General features: G+C 52.8%; 20 protein-coding genes. 8 read left to right on the top strand and 12 right to left on the bottom strand.

Translation table 11 applies throughout. From position 1 onward, the window contains the following. Nucleotides 1-4 precede the first annotated feature (4 nt). Nucleotides 5-1,183: a formate-dependent phosphoribosylglycinamide formyltransferase gene (purT, locus tag OGV71_RS15815; protein ID WP_286533610.1), complete on the top strand. Its 1,179-nt coding sequence runs from the start codon at nt 5-7 to the stop codon at nt 1,181-1,183. Between the two features lie 68 nt (nt 1,184-1,251). On the opposite strand, the gene kdgA is transcribed toward purT, so the two are convergent. The 3 genes from kdgA to zwf all read right to left on the bottom strand — a co-directional run bounded on the left by kdgA (nt 1,252) and on the right by zwf (nt 5,448). Further along, on the bottom strand, nt 1,252-1,893 hold the full coding sequence (gene kdgA, locus OGV71_RS15810; protein WP_003034901.1) for a bifunctional 4-hydroxy-2-oxoglutarate aldolase/2-dehydro-3-deoxy-phosphogluconate aldolase: 642 nt from the start codon (nt 1,891-1,893) through the stop codon (nt 1,252-1,254). Between the two features lie 34 nt (nt 1,894-1,927). Then, nucleotides 1,928-3,739, bottom strand: coding sequence for a phosphogluconate dehydratase (gene edd / locus OGV71_RS15805; protein WP_003841668.1), 1,812 nt, complete (start codon nt 3,737-3,739; stop codon nt 1,928-1,930). 233 nt (nt 3,740-3,972) lie between these two features. Further along, nucleotides 3,973-5,448, bottom strand: coding sequence for a glucose-6-phosphate dehydrogenase (gene zwf, locus OGV71_RS15800; RefSeq protein ID WP_003034896.1), 1,476 nt, complete (start codon nt 5,446-5,448; stop codon nt 3,973-3,975). Nucleotides 5,449-5,815: 367 nt separating this feature from the next. Here zwf and OGV71_RS15795 point away from each other — a divergent pair, with 367 nt between their 5' ends. Next, the gene (locus OGV71_RS15795) at nt 5,816-6,685 is read left to right on the top strand and encodes a MurR/RpiR family transcriptional regulator (protein ID WP_003034893.1); all 870 of its coding nucleotides are present in this window, start codon (nt 5,816-5,818) and stop codon (nt 6,683-6,685) included. A gap of 118 nt (nt 6,686-6,803) precedes the next feature. Continuing rightward, entirely contained in the window at nt 6,804-8,246 is a 1,443-nt protein-coding gene (pyk, locus tag OGV71_RS15790) for a pyruvate kinase (protein ID WP_003034890.1), read from the top strand. A gap of 43 nt (nt 8,247-8,289) precedes the next feature. On the opposite strand, the gene lpxM is transcribed toward pyk, so the two are convergent. The 3 genes from lpxM to znuA form a co-directional block, all read right to left on the bottom strand. Beyond that, complete coding sequence (gene lpxM, locus OGV71_RS15785; RefSeq protein WP_286533608.1) at nt 8,290-9,261, bottom strand: lauroyl-Kdo(2)-lipid IV(A) myristoyltransferase; 972 nt, start codon at nt 9,259-9,261, stop codon at nt 8,290-8,292. A 119-nt stretch (nt 9,262-9,380) separates the two neighbouring features. After that, nucleotides 9,381-10,700 carry a murein DD-endopeptidase MepM gene (mepM, locus tag OGV71_RS15780; RefSeq protein ID WP_003034883.1) on the bottom strand — a complete coding sequence of 440 codons (1,320 nt, stop codon included), beginning with the start codon at nt 10,698-10,700 and terminating at the stop codon, nt 9,381-9,383. 15 nt (nt 10,701-10,715) lie between these two features. Then, nucleotides 10,716-11,660, bottom strand: a complete 945-nt coding sequence (gene znuA / locus OGV71_RS15775) for a zinc ABC transporter substrate-binding protein ZnuA (protein WP_286533606.1) — start codon at nt 11,658-11,660, stop codon at nt 10,716-10,718. A 78-nt stretch (nt 11,661-11,738) separates the two neighbouring features. Here znuA and znuC point away from each other — a divergent pair, with 78 nt between their 5' ends. Further along, nucleotides 11,739-12,494, top strand: a complete 756-nt coding sequence (gene znuC / locus OGV71_RS15770) for a zinc ABC transporter ATP-binding protein ZnuC (protein ID WP_003034877.1) — start codon at nt 11,739-11,741, stop codon at nt 12,492-12,494. Beyond that, entirely contained in the window at nt 12,491-13,276 is a 786-nt protein-coding gene (gene znuB / locus OGV71_RS15765) for a zinc ABC transporter permease subunit ZnuB (RefSeq protein ID WP_003034874.1), read from the top strand. The genes znuC and znuB overlap by 4 nt, the downstream gene beginning before the upstream one ends. Before the next feature lie 78 nt (nt 13,277-13,354). Here the strand turns inward: znuB and ruvB are convergent, their stop codons facing one another. The 6 genes from ruvB to aspS all read right to left on the bottom strand — a co-directional run bounded on the left by ruvB (nt 13,355) and on the right by aspS (nt 18,611). After that, complete coding sequence (gene ruvB / locus OGV71_RS15760; protein ID WP_003034872.1) at nt 13,355-14,365, bottom strand: Holliday junction branch migration DNA helicase RuvB; 1,011 nt, start codon at nt 14,363-14,365, stop codon at nt 13,355-13,357. 8 nt (nt 14,366-14,373) lie between these two features. Then, a complete protein-coding gene (gene ruvA / locus OGV71_RS15755; protein WP_003034869.1) occupies nt 14,374-14,985 on the bottom strand; it encodes a Holliday junction branch migration protein RuvA in 612 nt (203 codons plus the stop codon). Between the two features lie 80 nt (nt 14,986-15,065). Next, nucleotides 15,066-15,587 (bottom strand): crossover junction endodeoxyribonuclease RuvC, encoded by a 522-nt coding sequence (gene ruvC / locus OGV71_RS15750; protein ID WP_003034867.1) that lies wholly within the window; start codon nt 15,585-15,587, stop codon nt 15,066-15,068. A 34-nt stretch (nt 15,588-15,621) separates the two neighbouring features. Continuing rightward, entirely contained in the window at nt 15,622-16,365 is a 744-nt protein-coding gene (locus OGV71_RS15745) for a YebC/PmpR family DNA-binding transcriptional regulator (RefSeq protein WP_286533604.1), read from the bottom strand. Between the two features lie 28 nt (nt 16,366-16,393). After that, nucleotides 16,394-16,837: a dihydroneopterin triphosphate diphosphatase gene (gene nudB, locus OGV71_RS15740; protein ID WP_003034863.1), complete on the bottom strand. Its 444-nt coding sequence runs from the start codon at nt 16,835-16,837 to the stop codon at nt 16,394-16,396. Between the two features lies 1 nt (nt 16,838). After that, nucleotides 16,839-18,611 carry an aspartate--tRNA ligase gene (gene aspS / locus OGV71_RS15735; RefSeq protein ID WP_003034862.1) on the bottom strand — a complete coding sequence of 591 codons (1,773 nt, stop codon included), beginning with the start codon at nt 18,609-18,611 and terminating at the stop codon, nt 16,839-16,841. Between the two features lie 288 nt (nt 18,612-18,899). Here aspS and OGV71_RS15730 point away from each other — a divergent pair, with 288 nt between their 5' ends. From OGV71_RS15730 to OGV71_RS15720, 3 genes are read left to right on the top strand one after another with little or no spacing between them, the layout of a single operon-like run. Then, nucleotides 18,900-19,466 carry a hydrolase gene (locus OGV71_RS15730; RefSeq protein WP_044700301.1) on the top strand — a complete coding sequence of 189 codons (567 nt, stop codon included), beginning with the start codon at nt 18,900-18,902 and terminating at the stop codon, nt 19,464-19,466. Next, entirely contained in the window at nt 19,463-20,281 is an 819-nt protein-coding gene (locus OGV71_RS15725; protein ID WP_286533602.1) for a DUF72 domain-containing protein, read from the top strand. Before OGV71_RS15730 ends, OGV71_RS15725 begins: the two co-directional genes overlap by 4 nt. A 52-nt stretch (nt 20,282-20,333) precedes the next feature. Beyond that, nucleotides 20,334-20,729 carry an MAPEG family protein gene (locus tag OGV71_RS15720; protein ID WP_003034689.1) on the top strand — a complete coding sequence of 132 codons (396 nt, stop codon included), beginning with the start codon at nt 20,334-20,336 and terminating at the stop codon, nt 20,727-20,729. The last annotated feature ends 29 nt before the right edge of the window (nt 20,730-20,758 follow it).

Genomic DNA, 20,758 nt, shown 5'->3' with positions numbered 1-20,758 from the left:
ATTTATGACGTTATTAGGCACAGCGCTGCGTCCAGCAGCAACGCGAGTGATGTTATTAGGTTCGGGAGAACTGGGTAAAGAAGTAGCAATTGAATGTCAACGCCTGGGTGTGGAAGTCATTGCCGTGGATCGTTACCCCGACGCGCCAGCCATGCACGTTGCCCATCGCTCATACGTTATCAACATGCTGGATGGCGAAGCATTACGCCAGCTCGTCGAGCGTGAAAAACCACATTATATCGTGCCGGAAATTGAGGCGATCGCCACGGATATGCTGGTAAAACTTGAGCAGGAAGGCCAGCGTGTTGTGCCATGTGCAAGAGCAACGCAACTGACCATGAACCGGGAAGGAATCCGTCGCCTCGCCGCCGAAGAATTGTCTCTACCGACCTCTTCTTACCGCTTTGCTGACAGTGAAGTCCGCTTTCGCGAAGCCGTCGCTGAAATCGGCTCCCCCTGCATCGTGAAACCGGTAATGAGTTCATCCGGTAAAGGACAAAGCTTTATCCGTTCAGCCGATCAGCTCGCTGCAGCCTGGGACTATGCTCAACAGGGCGGTCGGGCTGGTGCCGGACGCGTTATCGTCGAAGGCGTAGTGAATTTTGATTTTGAAATCACCCTGCTAACCGTTAGCGCCGTTGATGGCGTGCATTTCTGCGCGCCGGTTGGACATCGACAGGAAGATGGCGATTATCGCGAGTCCTGGCAGCCGCAACAGATGAGTGAACTGGCGCTGGCGCGCGCGCAGGAGATTGCCCGCAAGGTGGTGCTGGCGTTGGGTGGTCACGGACTGTTTGGCGTGGAACTGTTTGTCTGCGGTGATGAGGTGATTTTCAGCGAAGTCTCCCCTCGCCCTCACGACACGGGTATGGTGACCTTAATTTCGCAGGATCTGTCTGAGTTTGCCCTGCACGTACGTGCATTTCTCGGTCTGCCCGTTGGCGAAATCCGCCAGTATGGGCCTTCTGCTTCCGCTGTTATTCTGCCGCAACTTACCAGTCAGAATATCACGTTTGATAACGTGCAGGCCGCTGTAGGTGCGGGTATGCAAGTTAGGTTCTTTGGCAAACCGGAAATCGACGGGAGCCGTCGCCTGGGCGTTGTGCTGGCCACAGCACAGAGCATTGAAGATGCGGTGATACGCGCGAAAGACGCGGCCGCACAGGTGAAAGTTACTGGATAAAAAAAACGGGCCGAATGGCCCGTTACAGATTCGCAGGCCCGGTAGTGATTACCGGGCATTTTGCGCAATTATTGCTTCGCGCCTTCAACAGCCTCACGAGCTAGTTTGGTAATGCGATCGTAATCACCCGCTTCCAGCGCATCCGCCGGAACCAGCCAGGAACCGCCGATGCACAGCACGCTTTTCAGTGCCAGGTAGTCGCGGTAATTCGCTGGAGAGATACCACCGGTTGGGCAGAAACGGACCTGTGAGAACGGACCTGCAATCGCCTGCAGCGCTTTAGTACCGCCATTTGCTTCAGCAGGGAAGAATTTGAACTCTTTCAAACCGTAGTCCATACCCAGCATCAGTTCAGATACGGTGCTGATACCCGGGATCAGCGGAATAGTGCCTTCCGTTGCGGCTTTCAGCAGCGGCTCGGTCAGACCCGGACTGATAGCAAACTGTGCACCGGCTTCGGTAACTTCAGCCAGCTGTTGTGGATTCAGTACAGTACCTGCACCAACGATAGCGTCCGGAACTTCTTTTGCGATCGCGCGAATGGCATCCATCGCACATGCGGTACGTAGGGTCACTTCCAGAACGCGCACGCCGCCTGCAACCAGCGCTTTTGCCATCGGCACTGCGTGTTCCAGTTTATTAACCACGATAACCGGTACAACCGGGCCAGTGGTCAGGATTGCTTCTGCACTTGTCTTCCAGTTTTTCATCAGAGTTTTCTCTCGCCTGATTACAAAATAAGTCTTAAAAAGTGATACAGGTTGCGCCCTGTTCCGCACCGGACAGCTTTTCACGCAACGCGCTGAACATTTCACGGCCTGTGCCCACGCGCGATGCGCTGAGGTCAGGAATATGAGGCTGACGAGAAGCAAGTTCCTCTTCATCAACCAGCAGCGTCAATTCACCTGTCTGTCCATTCACACGAATGATGTCGCCATCGCGTACTTTTGCCAGCAGCCCGCCATCATAGGCTTCTGGGGTTACATGGATTGCTGAAGGCACTTTACCTGAAGCACCTGAAAGTCGTCCATCGGTAACTAACGCAATTTTGAAACAACGGTCCAATAATACACCAAGTGGCGGCATGAGTTTATGTAATTCTGGCATTCCGTTTGCTTTTGGTCCCTGATGGCGCACAACCACTACGCAATCACGGTCGAGCAGTCCCGCATCGAAGGCAGGCAATACATCATGCTGACTTTCGAAAACAACCGCGGGCGCTTCAATCACCTGATTTTCTACCGGTACCGCCGACGTTTTCATCACTGCGCGGCCGAGGTTTCCACTCAGCACTTTGGTGCCGCCGTGGTGGGAGAAAGGCTGGTCAAAGGTGGCTATCACGTTGCTGTCCAGCGACTTCGCCGCACCTTCACGCCAGTCCAGCTCACCCTCGTTGAGCCAGGGTTCCATGGTGTAGCGCGATAAACCAAACCCGGCAACGGTGTTCACATCTTCATGCAGCAGACCCGCGTTAAGCAGTTCACGCATTAACACCGGCACGCCACCCGCCGCCTGGAAGTGGTTAATGTCTGCCGGACCATTCGGGTACAGACGCGCCATCAGCGGCACGATATCGGACAGATCGGAGAAGTCGTCCCAGTTAATCAGAATACCGGCCGCGCGCGCCATTGCGACCAGGTGCATTGTATGGTTAGTGGAGCCCCCGGTCGCCAGCAGCGCGACAATACCGTTGACCACCACTTTTTCATCGATCATTTTACCGATCGGCATCCATTCATTGCCGTTGCCGGTCAGACGCGTTACCTGACGAGCCGCAGCGGCGGTCAACGCTTCACGCAGCGGCGCATCCGGGTGCACGAATGAGGAGCCTGGCAGTTGCATCCCCATAAACTCCACCACCATCTGGTTGGTGTTTGCCGTGCCATAGAACGTACAGGTACCCGGTGCGTGATAAGACGCAGCTTCGGATTCAAGCAGCGCCATACGATCGACTTTACCTTCAGCATACAGCTGACGGATACGCACTTTTTCTTTGTTCGCCAGACCACTCGCCATCGGGCCGGAGGGAATAAAGATCGAAGGCAGATGACCAAATGACAGTGCCGCCATCACCAGACCCGGGACAATTTTGTCGCACACGCCAAGGAATAACGCGCCGTCGAACATATTGTGTGAGAGTCCCACAGCAGCCGACATAGCAATTACTTCGCGACTCAGCAGCGAAAGCTCCATCCCATCCTGTCCCTGGGTCACACCGTCGCACATCGCAGGAACACCGCCAGCGACCTGGCCTACCGCATTGGCTTCATGCAGCGCTTTACGAATGATGTCCGGGTAATGTTCGTACGGCTGATGCGCGGAAAGCATGTCGTTATAGGAGGTAATGATCGCGATATTGTTACGCAGCATGCTTTTCAGCGAAGCCTTGTCATCCGGCTGGCAGGCAGCAAAACCATGCGCCAGATTACCGCACGCCAGTTGTGAACGATGAACGGTAGTCGATTTCGCTTGTTCAATACGGGCAAGGTAGGCGGAACGTGTGTCGCGAGAACGTTCGACGATACGTTGTGTTACGCGTAACAAATTCGGATTCATAGAGGCTCCTAAAATTTATCTGTCAGAGCGTTGGAAAAACAATGTGTTTCAGTTGGGTTAAAAACAGCTGAATCGCTTGTTAGCCGTAGCTCAGGGGCAAAATCGTTTCAGGCAGTGTAATAAAAAAAGCCCCGCGGGTGAATCCACGCGAGGCTTAAAAGTGCAAAAATTATTCTACAATCTGTGTTAGATCATGTTACCGGTAAAATAACACCTATGGGCTAGATGATATTTTACTCGAATTCGTTCCAGGAACGACCATCACGGGTAATCATGGCCACAGAGGCAACCGGTCCCCAGGTCCCGGCCTGATAAGGCTTCGGTGCGTCGTTGTCCATTGCCCAGGCTTCGGTAATAGAGTCGACCCACTTCCATGCTTCTTCAACTTCATCTCGACGCACAAACAGCGCCTGAATGCCGCGCATCGTTTCAAGCAGCAGACGCTCATAAGCGTCGGCCAGATGTGTTTGGTTGAAGGTTTCGGAGTAGCTCAGATCAAGTTTGGTAATTTGCAGGTTATGCTTGTGATCCAGGCCAGGCACTTTATTCAGGACCTGGATATCGACACCTTCATCAGGCTGCAAACGGATGGTCAGCTTGTTCTGTGGCAGGTCCTGCCAGGATTCTCTGAACAGGTTCAGCTCAGGCGTTTTGAAGTAAACCACGACTTCAGAGCACTTGGTCGGTAAACGTTTACCGGTACGCAGGTAGAATGGAACACCCGCCCAGCGCCAGTTATCGATATCCACACGGATTGCCACAAACGTTTCCGTATTGCTGCTCTTGTTCGCACCTTCTTCTTCCAGGTATCCCGGAACTTTTTTGCCCTGGGCAAAACCGGCGGTGTACTGACCGCGAACCGTTTTTTCTCGCACGTTCGAACGATCGATGCGACGCAGTGATTTCAGTACCTTCACTTTTTCATCACGGATGCTGTCAGCGCTCAGATCGGACGGCGGAGACATCGCGATCATGCATAGGATTTGCAGCAGGTGGTTCTGGATCATGTCGCGCATCTGACCGGCCTGGTCAAAGTAGCCCCAGCGCCCTTCAATGCCCACTTCTTCCGCCACGGTAATTTCTACGTGATCGATAGTGCGGTTATCCCAGTTGTTCACAAACAGGGAGTTGGCAAAACGCAGTGCCAACAGGTTCAGGACCGTCTCTTTGCCGAGATAGTGGTCAATACGATAAACCTGACACTCTTCGAAATACTCGCCAACCTGATCGTTGATTTCGCGCGATGTTGCCAGCGACGTTCCTAACGGTTTTTCCATCACCACGCGGGCAGGCTTAGCATTCAGCTTTGCTTCACCCAAACCTTTGCAGATTGCGCCAAAAGTGCTTGGCGGCATCGCGAAATAGTTAATAGTGGTACGTGATTTCTGATCCAGCATTTCACCCAGACGGCTAAATGCGGCGGTATCATTGACGTCCAGATTACAAAACTCCAGACGACCGCTGAGGGTCTCCCATAAACCTTCATCGATTTTTTCTTTCATGAAGGTTTCGAGCGCTTCGCGCACAACCTTGGTATAAGCTGCTTTGTCCCAGTCGGCACGCCCAACCCCAATGATACGGGTTTCCGGGTTAATCTGGCCGGCCTTTTCCAGTTGATACAGGGAAGGCAGCAATTTCCGTCGCGCCAGGTCGCCCTTCGCACCGAAAATGACCAGGTCACATGCCTGGGCTGTTTGCGTTACCGCCATGTCATTCTCCTCAATTAAGTGCCTGGTGCTTTTGCCAGACACTGGTTGTAATTTTATTACAGTGCACTGTACTGCTTTTACGTGAATCCGGAAACCGTAAACGCTTATCCAGCCGTGCTGTTACCGCGAACAGCCGCTTTATTGGCGTATAACCCATCAAAATGGATAAAAAAGTCGTATTTTTCGTACCCATGACGAAGTATGAAAATCCGACTCCGATCATGTAATGAAAAAAAACAACAACTATTCTGTCCATTTTGCCCCGTTGCTCCATTAGCAGGGGTAATATCTATACACTAAATTGTGTATCGGTTTCCCCGTATCGCTGAAATCGTTTTTGCCCATGACCCATGAGTCTACCTACATCATGAATATGCTGGAAAAAATCCAGTTAAAACTGGAACATTTGAGCAAGTCAGAGCGTAAAGTCGCCGACATTATTCTTGCCTCTCCCGAGCGGGCAATCCATTCAAGCATCGCCGCACTTGCTGTAGAAGCGAATGTCAGCGAGCCAACGGTGAACCGTTTCTGTCGCAGCATGGACACCCGCGGCTTTCCTGATTTTAAACTGCATCTGGCGCAAAGTCTGGCAAATGGCACCCCTTATGTTAATCGCAATGTGGATGAGGATGACAGCGTAGAATCTTACACGGGGAAAATCTTCGAGTCAGCGATGGCAAGCCTCGACCACGTTCGCCAGTCGCTGGATAACGCGGCGGTAAACCGGGCGGTAGATTTATTAACCCAGGCGAAGAAAATTGCCTTCTTTGGTTTAGGTTCTTCCGCCGCGGTAGCGCATGACGCGATGAATAAATTTTTCCGCTTTAACGTGCCGGTAATTTATTCCGACGATATTGTTCTGCAACGCATGAGTTGTATGAATTGTAGCGACGACGACGTCATTGTGCTTATTTCTCATACCGGAAGAACCAAAAGTCTGGTTGAACTGGCGCAGTTAGCGCGGGAAAACGATGCCATGGTTATCGCCCTCACCTCTCCCGGTACGCCACTGGCACGGGAAGCCACGCTGGCAATTACCCTCGATGTACCGGAAGATACTGACATTTATATGCCCATGGTCTCTCGACTTGCTCAACTGACCGTGATAGATGTGCTGGCTACAGGATTTACTTTGCGCCGAGGGGCAAAATTTAGAGATAACTTGAAGCGTGTCAAGGAAGCGCTCAAGGAATCGCGTTTTGATAAAGAATTACTCATCAAGAGTGATGACCGCTAAAAGCAATAACAATGTTCTACCCTTTTATCATCCGGGTTGTTCATTTACCGTTAATGTTTGAGAACGGCCGGATCAATGTTCACGCAACACCAAGTTGTTTCAGTCAACGGAGTATTACATGTCCAGAAGGCTTCGCAGAACCAAAATCGTTACCACGTTAGGCCCGGCAACTGACCGCGATAACAACCTTGAGAAGATTATCGCCGCGGGTGCGAACGTCGTACGTATGAACTTTTCCCACGGCTCTCCAGAAGATCACAAACTGCGGGCGGATAAAGTCCGTGAAATTGCCGCAAAACTGGGACGTCATGTAGCTATTTTGGGTGACCTGCAGGGACCTAAAATCCGCGTATCCACCTTTAAAGAAGGTAAAGTATTTCTTAACGTTGGCGACAAGTTCCTGTTAGACGCCAACCTCGGCAAAGGCGAAGGCGACAAAGAAAAAGTCGGTATTGATTATAAAGGGCTGCCTGCTGACGTCGTGCCTGGCGATATCCTGCTGCTCGACGACGGTCGCGTACAGCTTAAGGTGCTGGAAGTTCAGGGCATGAAAGTCTTCACCGAAGTCACCGTCGGTGGCCCGCTATCCAATAACAAGGGCATCAACAAACTGGGCGGCGGTCTCTCTGCTGAAGCCCTGACCGAAAAAGACAAAGCCGACATCATTACCGCAGCACAAATCAGCGTTGACTATCTGGCTGTCTCCTTCCCGCGCTGCGGCGAAGATCTGAATTATGCCCGCCGTCTGGCGCGCGATGCCGGTTGCGATGCGAAAATTGTCGCCAAAGTAGAACGTGCAGAAGCCGTCTGCGACCAGAATGCGATGGATGACATCATCCTGGCTTCTGACGTAGTGATGGTAGCCCGTGGCGACCTGGGTGTTGAAATCGGTGACCCTGAGCTGGTAGGTATTCAGAAAGCGTTGATTCGTCGCGCGCGCCAGCTGAACCGTGCGGTCATCACCGCTACGCAGATGATGGAGTCGATGATTACCAACCCAATGCCGACTCGTGCGGAAGTGATGGATGTGGCTAACGCCGTCCTCGACGGCACCGATGCCGTGATGCTCTCTGCAGAAACAGCAGCAGGTCAGTACCCGGCGGAAACCGTCGCGGCAATGGCGCGCGTCTGTCTCGGCGCTGAAAAGATCCCGAGCATCAACGTCTCTAAACACCGCCTTGACGTGCAGTTTGATAACGTTGAAGAAGCGATTGCGATGTCAGCGATGTACGCTGCTAACCACCTGAAAGGGGTCACCGCTATCATCGCAATGACGGAGTCCGGTCGCACTGCGCTGATGACTTCTCGTATCAGTTCCGGTCTGCCGATTTTCGCGATGTCCCGTCATGAGCGTACGCTGAATCTGACCTCCCTGTACCGCGGTGTCACCCCGGTTCACTTCGACAGCGAAACTGACGGCGTCGTTGCCGCCAATGAAGCGGTGAACCTGCTGCGCGATAAAGGCTACCTGGTTTCTGGTGACCTGGTGATCGTGACCCAGGGCGATGTGATGAGCACTATCGGCTCAACCAATACCACGCGTATTCTGACCGTAGAATAAGTCGCTTAAATGTAAAAAAGCCTCTCGTTTGAGAGGCTTTTTTTTATTTCTTCGGATAGAGATCTTTGCGCTTATAGGGCTCAATCTCGCCGGGTTTACGCGTCTTAAGCAGTTTCAGAATCCAGGTGTATTGTTCGACATGAGGCGTGACAAAAATCTCCACCTCTTCGTTCATCCGTCTGGCAATGGTGTGGTCATCCGCCGTCAGGATGTCATCCATCGGTGGACGAACATGGATCGTCAGGCGGTGCGTTCTCCCATCGTATACGGGGAACAGCGGTACCACGCGCGCGTGGCAGACTTTCATCAGACGACCAATCGCCGGTAACGTTGCTTTATAGGTAGCAAAAAAATCGACAAACTCGCTGTGTTCAGGCCCATGGTCCTGATCCGGCAGGTAGTATCCCCAATATCCCTGACGGACAGACTGAATAAACGGTTTGATGCCATCATTACGCGCATGCAAACGACCACCAAAGCGACGGCGTACCGTGTTCCAGACGTAATCGAATACCGGGTTCCCCTGATTGTGGAACATCGCCGCCATTTTCTGTCCCTGGGACGCCATCAGCATCGCCGGGATATCTACACCCCAGCCATGTGGAACGAGAAAAATAACTTTTTCATCGTTGCGCCGCATCTCTTCGATGATTTCCAGGCCTTGCCAGTCAACACGGTTTTGAATCTTCTCCGGGCCACGTATGGCCAGTTCCGCCATCATGACCATCGCCTGAGGGGCGGTCGCGAACATCTCATCGACAATGGCTTCGCGCTCAGCTTCGCTGCGTTCTGGAAAACAAAGGGATAAATTGATCAGTGCTCTTCGACGTGAGCTTTTTCCCAAGTGTCCGACCATCCGTCCAAGCTTTGCCAGAATAGGATCGCGAAATGACGCAGGTGTTAACGCAATCCCAGCTATCGCCGCTACACCCAGCCAGGCGCCCCAGTAGCGCGGATGGCGAAATGATTTATGAAACTCAGGGATATACTCAATATTCTTTTTTTTCGTTTCCATGCTTTTCCAGTGTCTGGTGCCGCGAAAAGTAAATCTGCTGATAGTGTAGCGGCGCACCGTGCGCCGTACAAAATAAAAAAGCCGGCACGCATAGCGTACCGGCTTTATCAGTGTACTAATTAATCAAAACGTAGCTGAGGCATAACCTCTTTCACCTGCGCCAGGTAATCGGTGCGATCCGAGCCGGTCAGACCCTCTGTACGCGGCAGTTTCGCCGTCAAAGGGTTCACGGCTTGCTGGTTAACCCATACTTCATAGTGCAGATGCGGACCCGTTGAACGCCCGGTGTTACCTGACAGCGCGATACGATCGCCACGTTTCACTTTTTGACCTGGTTTCACCAACAGCTTACGCAGGTGCATATAGCGCGTGGTGTAGGTGCGACCATGACGAACCGCAACATAGTATCCGGCAGCGCCGCTACGCTTCGCTACAACCACTTCACCATCGCCCACCGACAGTACCGGCGTCCCCTGAGGCATCGCAAAGTCGACACCTTTGTGCGGCGCTACGCGTCCAGTCACCGGATTCAGGCGACGCGGGTTAAAGTTCGAGGAAATACGGAACTGTTTCGCCGTCGGGAAACGCATGAAGCCTTTCGCCAGCCCGGTACCGTTACGGTCATAGAACTTACCGTCTGCAGCACGGATGGCATAATAGTCTTTGCCTTCAGAACGTAAACGCACGCCCAGCAGTTGGCTTTGCTCGCGCTTGCCGTCCAGCATTTCGCGAGACATCAGCACCGAGAACTCATCGCCTTTTTTCAGTTTGCGGAAATCCATCTGCCACTGCATGGCCTTAATCACTGCGCTGATTTCAGAGCTGGTCAGCCCGGCATCTTTGGCGCTGGCGACGAAGCTTCCGCCCACCGTGCCTTTGATACGACTGTTAACCCAATCGCCCTGCTGCATTTCACTGCTCATTTTGAAACCCGTCGCAGTGCGATCGTAAGTACGGGTTTCACGGCGGGATACTTCCCAGGTCAGACGCTGCAGGTCACCTTCCGCGCTTAAGGTCCATGAAAGCTGCTGACCAATTTTCAGATTACGCAGCTCTTTATCGGAAGCAGCGAGTTGACTGATATCGCCCATATCGATGCCGTACTGATTCAGAATACTGCTCAGCGTATCGCCAGTGGAGACGACATACTCATGCACACCGGCTTCACCAGACGTTTTGTCATCCAGTTCATCCTGTGGAATGGCTTCGTCTTCTTGTGCAGCCTGATCAATAGGTTCGCTTGCCTCAGGTAACAGTGAACGAATCTCGCTTTTTTCCAGCTCGATAGTTTTAACGATGGGTGCAGAATCGGGATGGTAAACATAAGGCCGCCAGACGGCGACGGCCAATGTCAGTACGGTAAGCGACCCCAGCATAACACGATGGGGTCGCGGCAGATTATTAAATGCCAGAGCGACAGAGCGGGCTATCTGTTGCACGTATTCACTTCCTCATTAATCTCCTTTCAGGCAGCTCGCATACTGGTTGGCTAATTGGTTCAAAAACGCTGAATAGCTTGTTTTACCCAGTTTGATATTCGTACCGAGCGGATCCAACGTTCCCATTCGAACGGATGTCCCTCTCGCGACGGCTTCAACGACCGCTGGCCTGAACTGTGGCTCAGCAAAAACGCAGGTTGCTTTTTGCTCAACCAACTGTGTTCTTATTTCATGTAAACGCTGCGCACCAGGTTGAATCTCAGGGTTCACGGTAAAGTGACCAAGCGGTGTTAGTCCGTAGTGTTTTTCGTAGTAGCCATAGGCGTCATGAAAAACGAAATAACCTTTTCCCTTGAGCGGTGCGAGCTCGTTACCTACCTGCTTATCGGTTGCGGCTAATTGTGCCTCAAAATCCTTCAGGTTGGCGTCAAGTTTGGCTCGACTTTGCGGCATAAGTTCCACTAATTTTTCATGGATTGCAACCGCTGAGGCCCGCGCTATCTCTGGGGAAAGCCAAAGATGCATGTTGTAATCGCCGTGATGGTGATGCTCGTCACTTTTTTCACTGCCAGCGTCATTGTGTCCATGATCGTCATCGTCGTCGTCAGCACCTTTCATGAGTAACGGTTTCACGTCATTGAGCTGCGCAATCGTTACCTGTTTCGCGTTAGGAATATTCTTGACTGACTTTTCCATAAACGCTTCCATCTCAGGTCCAATCCAAACGACTAAGTCCGCGCCCTGTAAGCGTTTTACGTCTGATGGACGCAGTGAATAGTCGTGTTCGGAAGCCCCGTCAGGCAGCAAAACTTCAGTGTCTGTTACCCCGTCCGCAATGGCCAAAGCAATAAATCCCAGCGGCTTGAGCGAGGCCACCACAGCAGCATTTGCTGCCTGTGTTGCACTACCCCAAAGAGCAGCGGATAATGCTGCGAAAAGAAGCGTATTTTTATGTAACATAATGCGACCAATCATCGTAATGAATGTAAGAAATGTGATATTATAACATTCTATAACTTCTGCAAGACTAAAATTGATATGACGACTTTGGTTTCACTGGAAAATGTCTCGGTCTCTTATGGTCAACGCCGCGTCCTGTCTGACGTATCGCTTGAACTTCGACCCGGTAAAATTTTAACGCTTCTCGGCCCAAATGGTGCCGGGAAGTCTACGCTGGTGCGCGTTGTATTAGGACTGGTAGCGGCTGATGAGGGAGTTATCAAGCGTAATGGCCAATTGCGGATTGGCTATGTACCGCAAAAACTGTACCTCGATACTACGCTTCCGCTGACGGTAAGCCGGTTTATGCGCTTACGTCCCGGCACCAAAAAAGAGGATATCCTTCCGGCACTGAAGCGCGTTCAGGCCGGACATCTGATGAATGCGCCGATGCAAAAGCTCTCTGGCGGGGAAACGCAACGCGTCCTGTTAGCCCGTGCTTTATTGAATAAACCTCAGCTACTGGTGCTCGATGAGCCGACCCAGGGCGTAGATGTCAATGGGCAGGTCGCACTGTACGACCTTATCGACCAGTTGCGACGTGAACTGGATTGCGCCGTACTGATGGTTTCCCATGACCTGCATCTGGTGATGGCCAAAACCGATGAAGTACTGTGCCTGAACCATCATATTTGCTGTTCCGGTGCACCGGAAGTGGTTTCCATGCACCCGGAATTCATCTCAATGTTCGGGCAACGCGGCGCCGAACAACTCGGAATTTACCGTCATAATCACAATCACCGCCACGATTTACAGGGTCGTATCGTCTTACGCCGGGGAAATGGTCACTCATGATTGAATTGTTATTACCCGGTTGGTTAGCCGGGATCATGCTGGCCTGTGCTGCTGGCCCACTCGGCTCGTTTGTGGTCTGGCGTCGAATGTCTTATTTCGGTGATACGCTGGCCCACGCTTCGCTGCTGGGAGTCGCCTTTGGCCTGCTGCTGGATGTAAACCCTTTCTATGCGGTTATCGCCGTCACTTTGTTGCTGGCTGGCGGTCTGGTATGGCTTGAAAAGCGCCCTCACCTCGCGATCGATACCTTACTGGGCATTATGGCGCATAGTGCATTGTCGCTGGGGCTGGTTGTCGTCAGCCTGATGTCCAACATCCGTGTCGATCTGATGGCTTACCTGTTTGGTGATTTGCTCGCCGTGACGCCTGAAGATCTTATCTCCATCGCCATCGGCGTGGTTATTGTTCTGGCGATTCTGTTCTGGCAGTGGCGTAACCTGCTGTCGATGACCATCAGTCCGGATCTGGCATTTGTCGATGGCGTGAAGCTGCAACGCGTGAAGCTGCTGCTGATGCTGGTTACGGCGTTAACGATTGGCGTGGCGATGAAGTTTGTCGGGGCGTTGATTATCACCTCGCTGCTTATTATCCCTGCGGCGACCGCCCGTCGCTTTGCCCGTACGCCGGAACAGATGGCAGGAGTTGCCGTTGGTGTGGGAATGATAGCGGTTACAGGCGGGTTGACCTTCTCGGCCTTCTATGACACCCCGGCAGGTCCCTCCGTGGTGCTGTGTGCCGCGCTGCTGTTTATTTTCAGCATGATGAAAAAGCAAGCGAGCTAAGCATGCGTTGCCCGGTGGCGCTGCGCTTACCGGGCCTACAAAATCGCCCAGGCCTTATAAGCGTAGCGACATCATGCATTAAGGCATCTGTGGCGGTGTAATGCCAAAATGGTTCCAGGCGCGCACGGTTGCCATACGTCCACGCGGCGTACGCTGCAGAAAACCTTGCTGAATCAGATATGGCTCAAGCACGTCCTCAATGGTTTCACGCTCTTCCCCGATCGCCGCTGCCAGGTTATCCAGTCCGACCGGTCCGCCAAAGAATTTGTCGATAACCGCCAGCAGCAACTTACGGTCCATATAATCAAATCCTTCCGCATCCACATTGAGCATATCCAGCGCCTGAGCGGCGATATCTGCTGAAATCGTGCCGTCATGCTTCACTTCGGCGAAATCACGTACCCGGCGTAATAAGCGGTTGGCGATACGCGGCGTACCGCGAGCGCGGCGTGCCACTTCCAGCGCGCCTTCATCGCTCATTTCCAGGCCCATAAAACGCGCACTGCGTCCTACAATGTGCTGCAGATCAGCCACCTGATAGAATTCCAGGCGCTGTACAATACCAAAACGGTCACGCAACGGAGACGTTAACGACCCGGCGCGCGTCGTCGCCCCGATTAGCGTAAACGGTGGCAGATCGATCTTGATCGAACGTGCAGCCGGCCCTTCACCAATCATGATATCCAGCTGATAATCTTCCATCGCCGGATACAGCACCTCTTCCACCACCGGCGAAAGACGATGGATTTCATCGATAAACAGCACATCGTGGGGTTCAAGGTTGGTAAGCATTGCCGCCAGGTCACCCGCTTTTTCCAGTACCGGACCGGACGTGGTGCGCAGATTAACGCCCATTTCATTGGCGACAATATTGGCAAGCGTGGTTTTACCAAGACCTGGAGGACCGAAAATCAGCAGGTGATCGAGAGCGTCCCCACGCAGCTTCGCCGCCTGGATAAAAATCTCCATTTGCGAACGGACCTGAGGCTGGCCAATATACTCTTCCAGCAATTTAGGGCGGATCGCACGATCCACCAGGTCTTCAGGGGTCGTGCTGACAGCCGAAATCAGGCGATCTGCTTCAATCATCCTTTACCTCACAATGCCGCGCGAAGCGCTTCACGAATCAGGGTTTCACTGCTGGCATCAGGGCGGGCAATTTTGCTCACCATGCGGCTGGCTTCTTGTGGTTTATAGCCCAACGCCACCAGCGCAGCAACCGCTTCCTGCTCGGCGTCGTCCGTTGTCGGACTGGCCGGAGAGGTCAGAACCAGATCCGCCGCCGGGGTAAAGAGGTCACCATGCAGGCCTTTAAAGCGGTCTTTCATTTCAACAATCAAACGCTCTGCGGTTTTCTTACCAATGCCCGGTAATTTCACTAACGCGCCAAGCTCTTCGCGCTCAACGGCATTAACAAACTGCTGCGCAGACATTCCGGAGAGGATCGCCAGCGCCAGCTTCGGCCCCACGCCATTGGTTTTGATTAACTCTTTAAACAGCGTGCGCTCTTGCTTGTTGTTAAAGCCATACAGCAGTTGAGCGTCTTCACGCACCACAAAATGGGTGAAGATAATCGCTTCCTGCCCGGCTTCCGGCAACTCGTAGAAACAGGTCATCGGCATATGCACTTCATAGCCTACCCCACCCGTTTCCAGAAGGACCAGCGGGGGTTGTTTTTCAATAATGATGCCTCTGAGTCTGCCTATCACGTGACGCTCCTGCGTTAAGGGCTAAAAGGTAATGCGCTATCATAAAAAAAGGCTGGATAGATATCCAGCCTCATTTGTCACTAACGTAATCGACCTCGCGCCAAATTCAGCCTCGACTCGCTCATTTGCATGGCATTCTGACTGACATGGCAGTGGGTAATAGCAATCGCCAGCGCATCCGCGGCATCCGCTTGCGGATTCGCCGGGAGTTTTAGCAGCGTGCGCACCATATGCTGGACCTGGCTTTTTTCCGCACTACCGATCCCCACCACAGTCTGTTTTACCTGGCGGGCCGCGTATTCAAAGACCGGTAGATCCTGATTGGTCGCCGCAACGATTGCCACGCCGCGTGCCTGTCCAAGCTTTAGCGCCGAGTCAGCGTTCTTCGCCATAAAGACCTGCTCAATGGCAAAATAGTCCGGCTGGAACTGGGTGATGATTTCCGTCACGCCCGCGTAAATTAACTTCAGACGTGACGGGAGATCGTCGACTTTGGTGCGGATACAACCGCTGCCGAGGTAGGTCAGCTGTCTGCCGACCTGACGAATAACGCCATAACCGGTGATGCGCGACCCCGGGTCAATGCCGAGAATGATAGACATCACGCACCTCCTGTCAGGTTGTGGTACAGCCACCTCATTCTAAGGTAGCTGCAACCTCATCAGAGATCTCGCCGTTATGGTAAACTTCCTGCACGTCGTCGCAGTCTTCCAGCATATCGATCAGACGCAACAACTTCGGCGCTGTTTCTGCATCCATATCTGCTTTGGTGGATGGAATCATAGACACTTCAGCCGCGTCCGCTTTCAGACCCGCCGCTTCCAGCGCGTCACGCACTTTACCCATCTCTTCCCACGCGGTGTAAACGTCAATTGCGCCGTCGTCGAAGGTCACCACGTCTTCAGCACCTGCTTCCAGCGCCGCTTCCATGATGGCGTCTTCGTCCCCTTGTTCAAAGGAGATCACGCCTTTTTTGCTGAACAGGTAAGCCACGGAACCGTCGGTACCGAGGTTGCCGCCCGTTTTCGTGAACGCGTGACGCACTTCCGCAACAGTACGGTTACGGTTGTCAGACAGACATTCAATCATAACGGCTGTACCGCCAGGACCATAACCTTCATAGATGATGGTTTCCATGTTGGTATCTTCATCACCACCCACACCGCGCGCGATTGCACGGTTCAGGGTGTCACGGGTCATGTTGTTAGCCAGCGCTTTATCAACCGCTGCACGCAGACGCGGGTTAGCGTCCGGATCGCCGCCGCCGAGTTTTGCCGCCGTCACCAGCTCACGAATTATTTTGGTGAAAATTTTACCGCGTTTAGCATCCTGCGCTGCTTTACGGTGTCTGGTGTTGGCCCATTTACTATGACCTGCCATAAATAATATCTCCAAAAAGCGCGCCTTTTCAGGCGACGTTAATTACAAACTCTTCAATCGCCTGCCGGTTACTCCACGACTTGGTTAATTGGGCGGCTTCAACCGCATTAACCCAACGATAGGTCAGATGTTCGGTGAACACGATCTCTCGTTCTGAGGGAAGTGCCAGGCAAAACCAGGATTCAGTATTTCGTTCAATTCCCGGTGCATAGCGATGACGTAAATGGCTAAAAATCTCAAACTCCACCGTGCGCTGACAGTCAATTAAGGTCAGTTGCTCAGATGCAACATCAATGGCGACCTCTTCCTTTACTTCGCGCATAGCGGCTTGCGACGCGGTTTCACCCTCTTCAAGGCTGCCGGTGACCGACTGCCAGAAATCAGGATCGTCGCGTCGCTGTAACATCAGCACTCTCCCGGTGTCCTTTGCATAAATCACGACTAACACCGAGACAGGCTGTTTGTATGTCATATCAGTTATTCTCGGCCTTCTTAACAACCTGAATGCTCAGTTCCGCCAGCGCAGCTTCGTTGGCAAAGCTCGGCGCTTCAGTCATCAGACACGCTGCAGCAGTGGTTTTTGGGAAAGCAATAACGTCACGAATGTTGTCAGTACCGGTCAGCAGCATAGTCAGACGGTCCAGACCAAACGCCAGGCCCGCATGCGGTGGTGTACCATATTTTAGCGCATCCAGCAGGAAGCCGAATTTCTCACGCTGCTCTTGCTCGTTAATGCCCAGAATACCGAATACGGTCTGCTGCATGTCGCCGTTGTGAATACGCACAGAACCGCCGCCCACTTCGTAGCCGTTGATAACCATATCGTATGCGTTAGCAACCGCGTCTTCCGGCGCAGCTTTCAGCTCAGCAGCTGTCATATCTTTCGGCGCGGTGAACGGGTGGTGCATTGCGGTCAGTCCGCCTTCACCATCGTCTTCAAACATTGGGAAGTCGATAACCCACAGCGGCGCCCATTTGGCTTCGTCGGTAATGTTCAGGTCTTTACCCAGTTTCAGACGCAGCGCGCCCATCGCGTCGGCAACCACTTTCTTGTTGTCGGCACCGAAGAAAATCATGTCGCCGTCTTGCGCACCGGTACGCGCCAGAATCGCTTCCACGATTTCTGCGTTCAGGAACTTAGCAACCGGGCTGGTGATACCTTCCAGACCTTTCGCACGCTCGGTGACTTTGATGTAAGCCAGACCTTTCGCGCCGTAAATCTTAATAAAGTTACCGTAATCGTCAATTTGCTTACGGCTCAGTGCGGCACCACCCGGTACACGCAGAGCAGCTACGCGGCCTTTCGCATCGTTTGCCGGACCAGAGAACACTGCGAACTCAACGTCTTTCACCAGATCGGCAACGTCAACCAGCTCCATCGGGTTACGCAGGTCTGGTTTATCGGAACCGTAACGACGCTCAGCTTCGGCAAAAGTCATGATCGGGAAATCACCCAGATCCACCCCTTTAACTTCCAGCCACAGATTACGCACCAGCGCTTCCATCACTTCACGCACCTGCGGTGCGGTCATGAAGGAAGTCTCAACGTCGATCTGGGTAAATTCAGGCTGACGGTCAGCACGTAAGTCTTCATCACGGAAGCATTTTACGATCTGATAGTAGCGGTCAAAGCCAGACATCATCAGCAGCTGTTTAAACAACTGAGGTGATTGCGGCAGCGCGTAGAATTTACCTTTATGTACGCGAGAAGGTACCAGGTAATCGCGCGCGCCTTCCGGCGTCGCTTTGGTCAGCATCGGTGTTTCGATGTCGAGGAAGCCGTGGTCGTCCATAAAACGACGCACCAGACTGGTAATTTTGGCACGCGTTTTCAGGCGCTGCGCCATTTCAGGGCGACGCAGATCTAAATAGCGATACTTCAGTCGCGCTTCTTCGGTGTTGACGTGGTTAGAGTCCAACGGCAGCGAGTCTGAACGGTTGATGATGGTCAGATCGGAGGCCAGCACTTCAATTTCGCCCGTCGCCATCTCGGCGTTGACGTTTTTCGCGTCACGCGCACGCACGGTGCCCGTAACCTGGATGCAGAACTCATTACGCAGTTCGGAGGCCAGCTTTAACGCGTCCGCACGGTCCGGATCGAAAAATACCTGCACGATACCTTCGCGGTCGCGCATATCGATAAAGATCAGGCTACCAAGATCACGACGACGGTTGACCCAACCACACAGAGTCACCTGCTGCCCCTCGTGGGACAGACGTAGCTGTCCGCAATATTCTGTACGCATGAGATATCCCTTAACTTTGCCGCAGGCGGATTGTCACCTGTCTCGCAGATGACGAAGTCGCAGCTTTAGCTGAATGTCACAACTGAATGAAAAAAGGCGGCTATTATACTGGAAATTCTGCCGCACGATAAGAGCCTACTGGGATAGACTCTTAGTCCGGTACTGACTGTACGCCTGTTTCCTGGACGGGCATTGCGTAATCTCACAAAAAATAACAAAAATTGTCGCCCCTTTCACACTGATTCGCGCTTAAGGTGTAACGGAATTCTATTTTTTACTGGAGTGAACATGCTGGAACTGAACGCAAAAACAACTGCCCTTGTCGTGATTGACTTACAGGAAGGGATCCTGCCTTTCGCTGGCGGACCTCATACGGCACACGCTGTGGTTGCCCGCACCGCGCAGTTGGCGGAAAAATTCCGTACCCACGGTTCCCCGGTGGTAATGGTGCGCGTCGGGTGGTCTGACGATTACGCCGAAGCGCTGAAACAACCAGTAGATGCTCAGACTCCAGCAAAAGCGTTGCCCGAAAACTGGTGGAATTACCCGGCTGCTCTGGGTAAATGCACCAGCGATCTCGAAGTAACCAAACGCCAGTGGGGAGCCTTCTATGGCACCGATCTGGAATTACAGCTGCGTCGCCGGGGTATCGATACCATCGTCCTGTGCGGCATCTCTACGAACATTGGCGTTGAGTCGACGGCGCGAAATGCGTGGGAGCTGGGTTTCAGTCTTATCATTGCAGAGGATGCCTGTAGCGCCGCCAGTGCTGAGCAACACCAGGGTAGCATGACTCACATTTTCCCCCGCATTGCGCGCGTTCGCAGCGTGGAGGAGATTTTGCAAGCGCTATGATCTATATCGGTTTACCCCAGTGGTCGCATCCAAAATGGGTGCGTTTGGGGATCACAAGCCTTGAAGAGTATGCCCGCCACTTTAACTGCGTGGAGGGCAACACCACGCTGTACGCACTGCCAAAAGCCGAGATTGTTGCGCGCTGGCAGGCACAGACCACCGATACGTTTCGATTTTGTTTTAAGTTTCCGGCGACCATTTCGCATAAGGCCGCGCTGCGTAATTGTGATGACCTGGTACAAGAATTTTTTACGCGCATGTCGCCGCTGGAGTCGCGCATTGGACAATACTGGCTGCAATTACCCGCGACTTTTAGCCCACGCGACCTGCCTGCCCTGTGGCAGTTTCTCGATGCGCTCCCCAAATGTTTTACCTACGGTGTGGAAGTTCGCCATCCAGACTTCTTTGCCAAAGGCGAAGCCGAACAGCTATTTAATCGCGGGTTACACGAGCGTGAAGTAAACCGGGTGATTCTGGACAGCCGCCCGGTACATGCCGCAATCCCACATACCGAAGCGATACGTGACGCCCAGCGCAAGAAACCGAAGGTTCCGGTGCATGCGGTGGTGACGGCAAACCATCCGATGGTACGCTTTATCGGTAGCGATGATATGGCACAAAACAGCGCGCTTTTTGCCGTCTGGCTGACCAAGCTGTCGCTATGGCATCACACCACGACGCCGTATCTGTTTTTGCATACGCCGGACATCGCGCAGGCCCCGGAGCTTGTTGATACGCTATGGGCAGATTTACGCAATGCTCTGCCACAGATCGGATCAGCGCCGTCTATTCCACAGCAATCTTCTCTTTTCTGAAAATGCCACCTATCATAGTCAAGGCCATCAGCCATTTTAAAAGGGAGTTTGTATGGTAAGCGCGCTTTATGCCGTATTGGGTGCGTTATTGTTAATAAAGTTCTCCTTTGACGTTGTTCGCCTGCGCATGCAATATCGCGTTGCCTATGGCGATGGAGGTTTTAGCGAACTGCAAAGCGCTATCCGCATTCACGGTAACGCGGTGGAATATATTCCCGTCGCGTTAGTGCTGCTGTTATTTATGGAAATGAACGGCGCAGAGACGTGGATGGTGCATCTTTGCGGGCTGATGTTGATTGCCGGACGACTGATGCATTATTACGGATTCCACCACCGGCTTTTCCGCTGGCGCCGTTCAGGCATGAGCGCAACCTGGTGTTCGCTGTTGCTAATGGTGCTGGCGAATCTTTGGTATATGCCCTGGGAGTTGGTTTTCTCCCTGCATTAGCGCACAATACGCCACTTTATTTTTCCCGG

It is taken from the genome of Citrobacter sp. Cf088 (genome assembly GCF_030334295.1).
In the GTDB taxonomy this organism is placed as follows: Bacteria; Pseudomonadota; Gammaproteobacteria; order Enterobacterales; family Enterobacteriaceae; genus Citrobacter; species Citrobacter freundii.
This window is presented reverse-complemented; position numbering and strand designations above follow the sequence as displayed.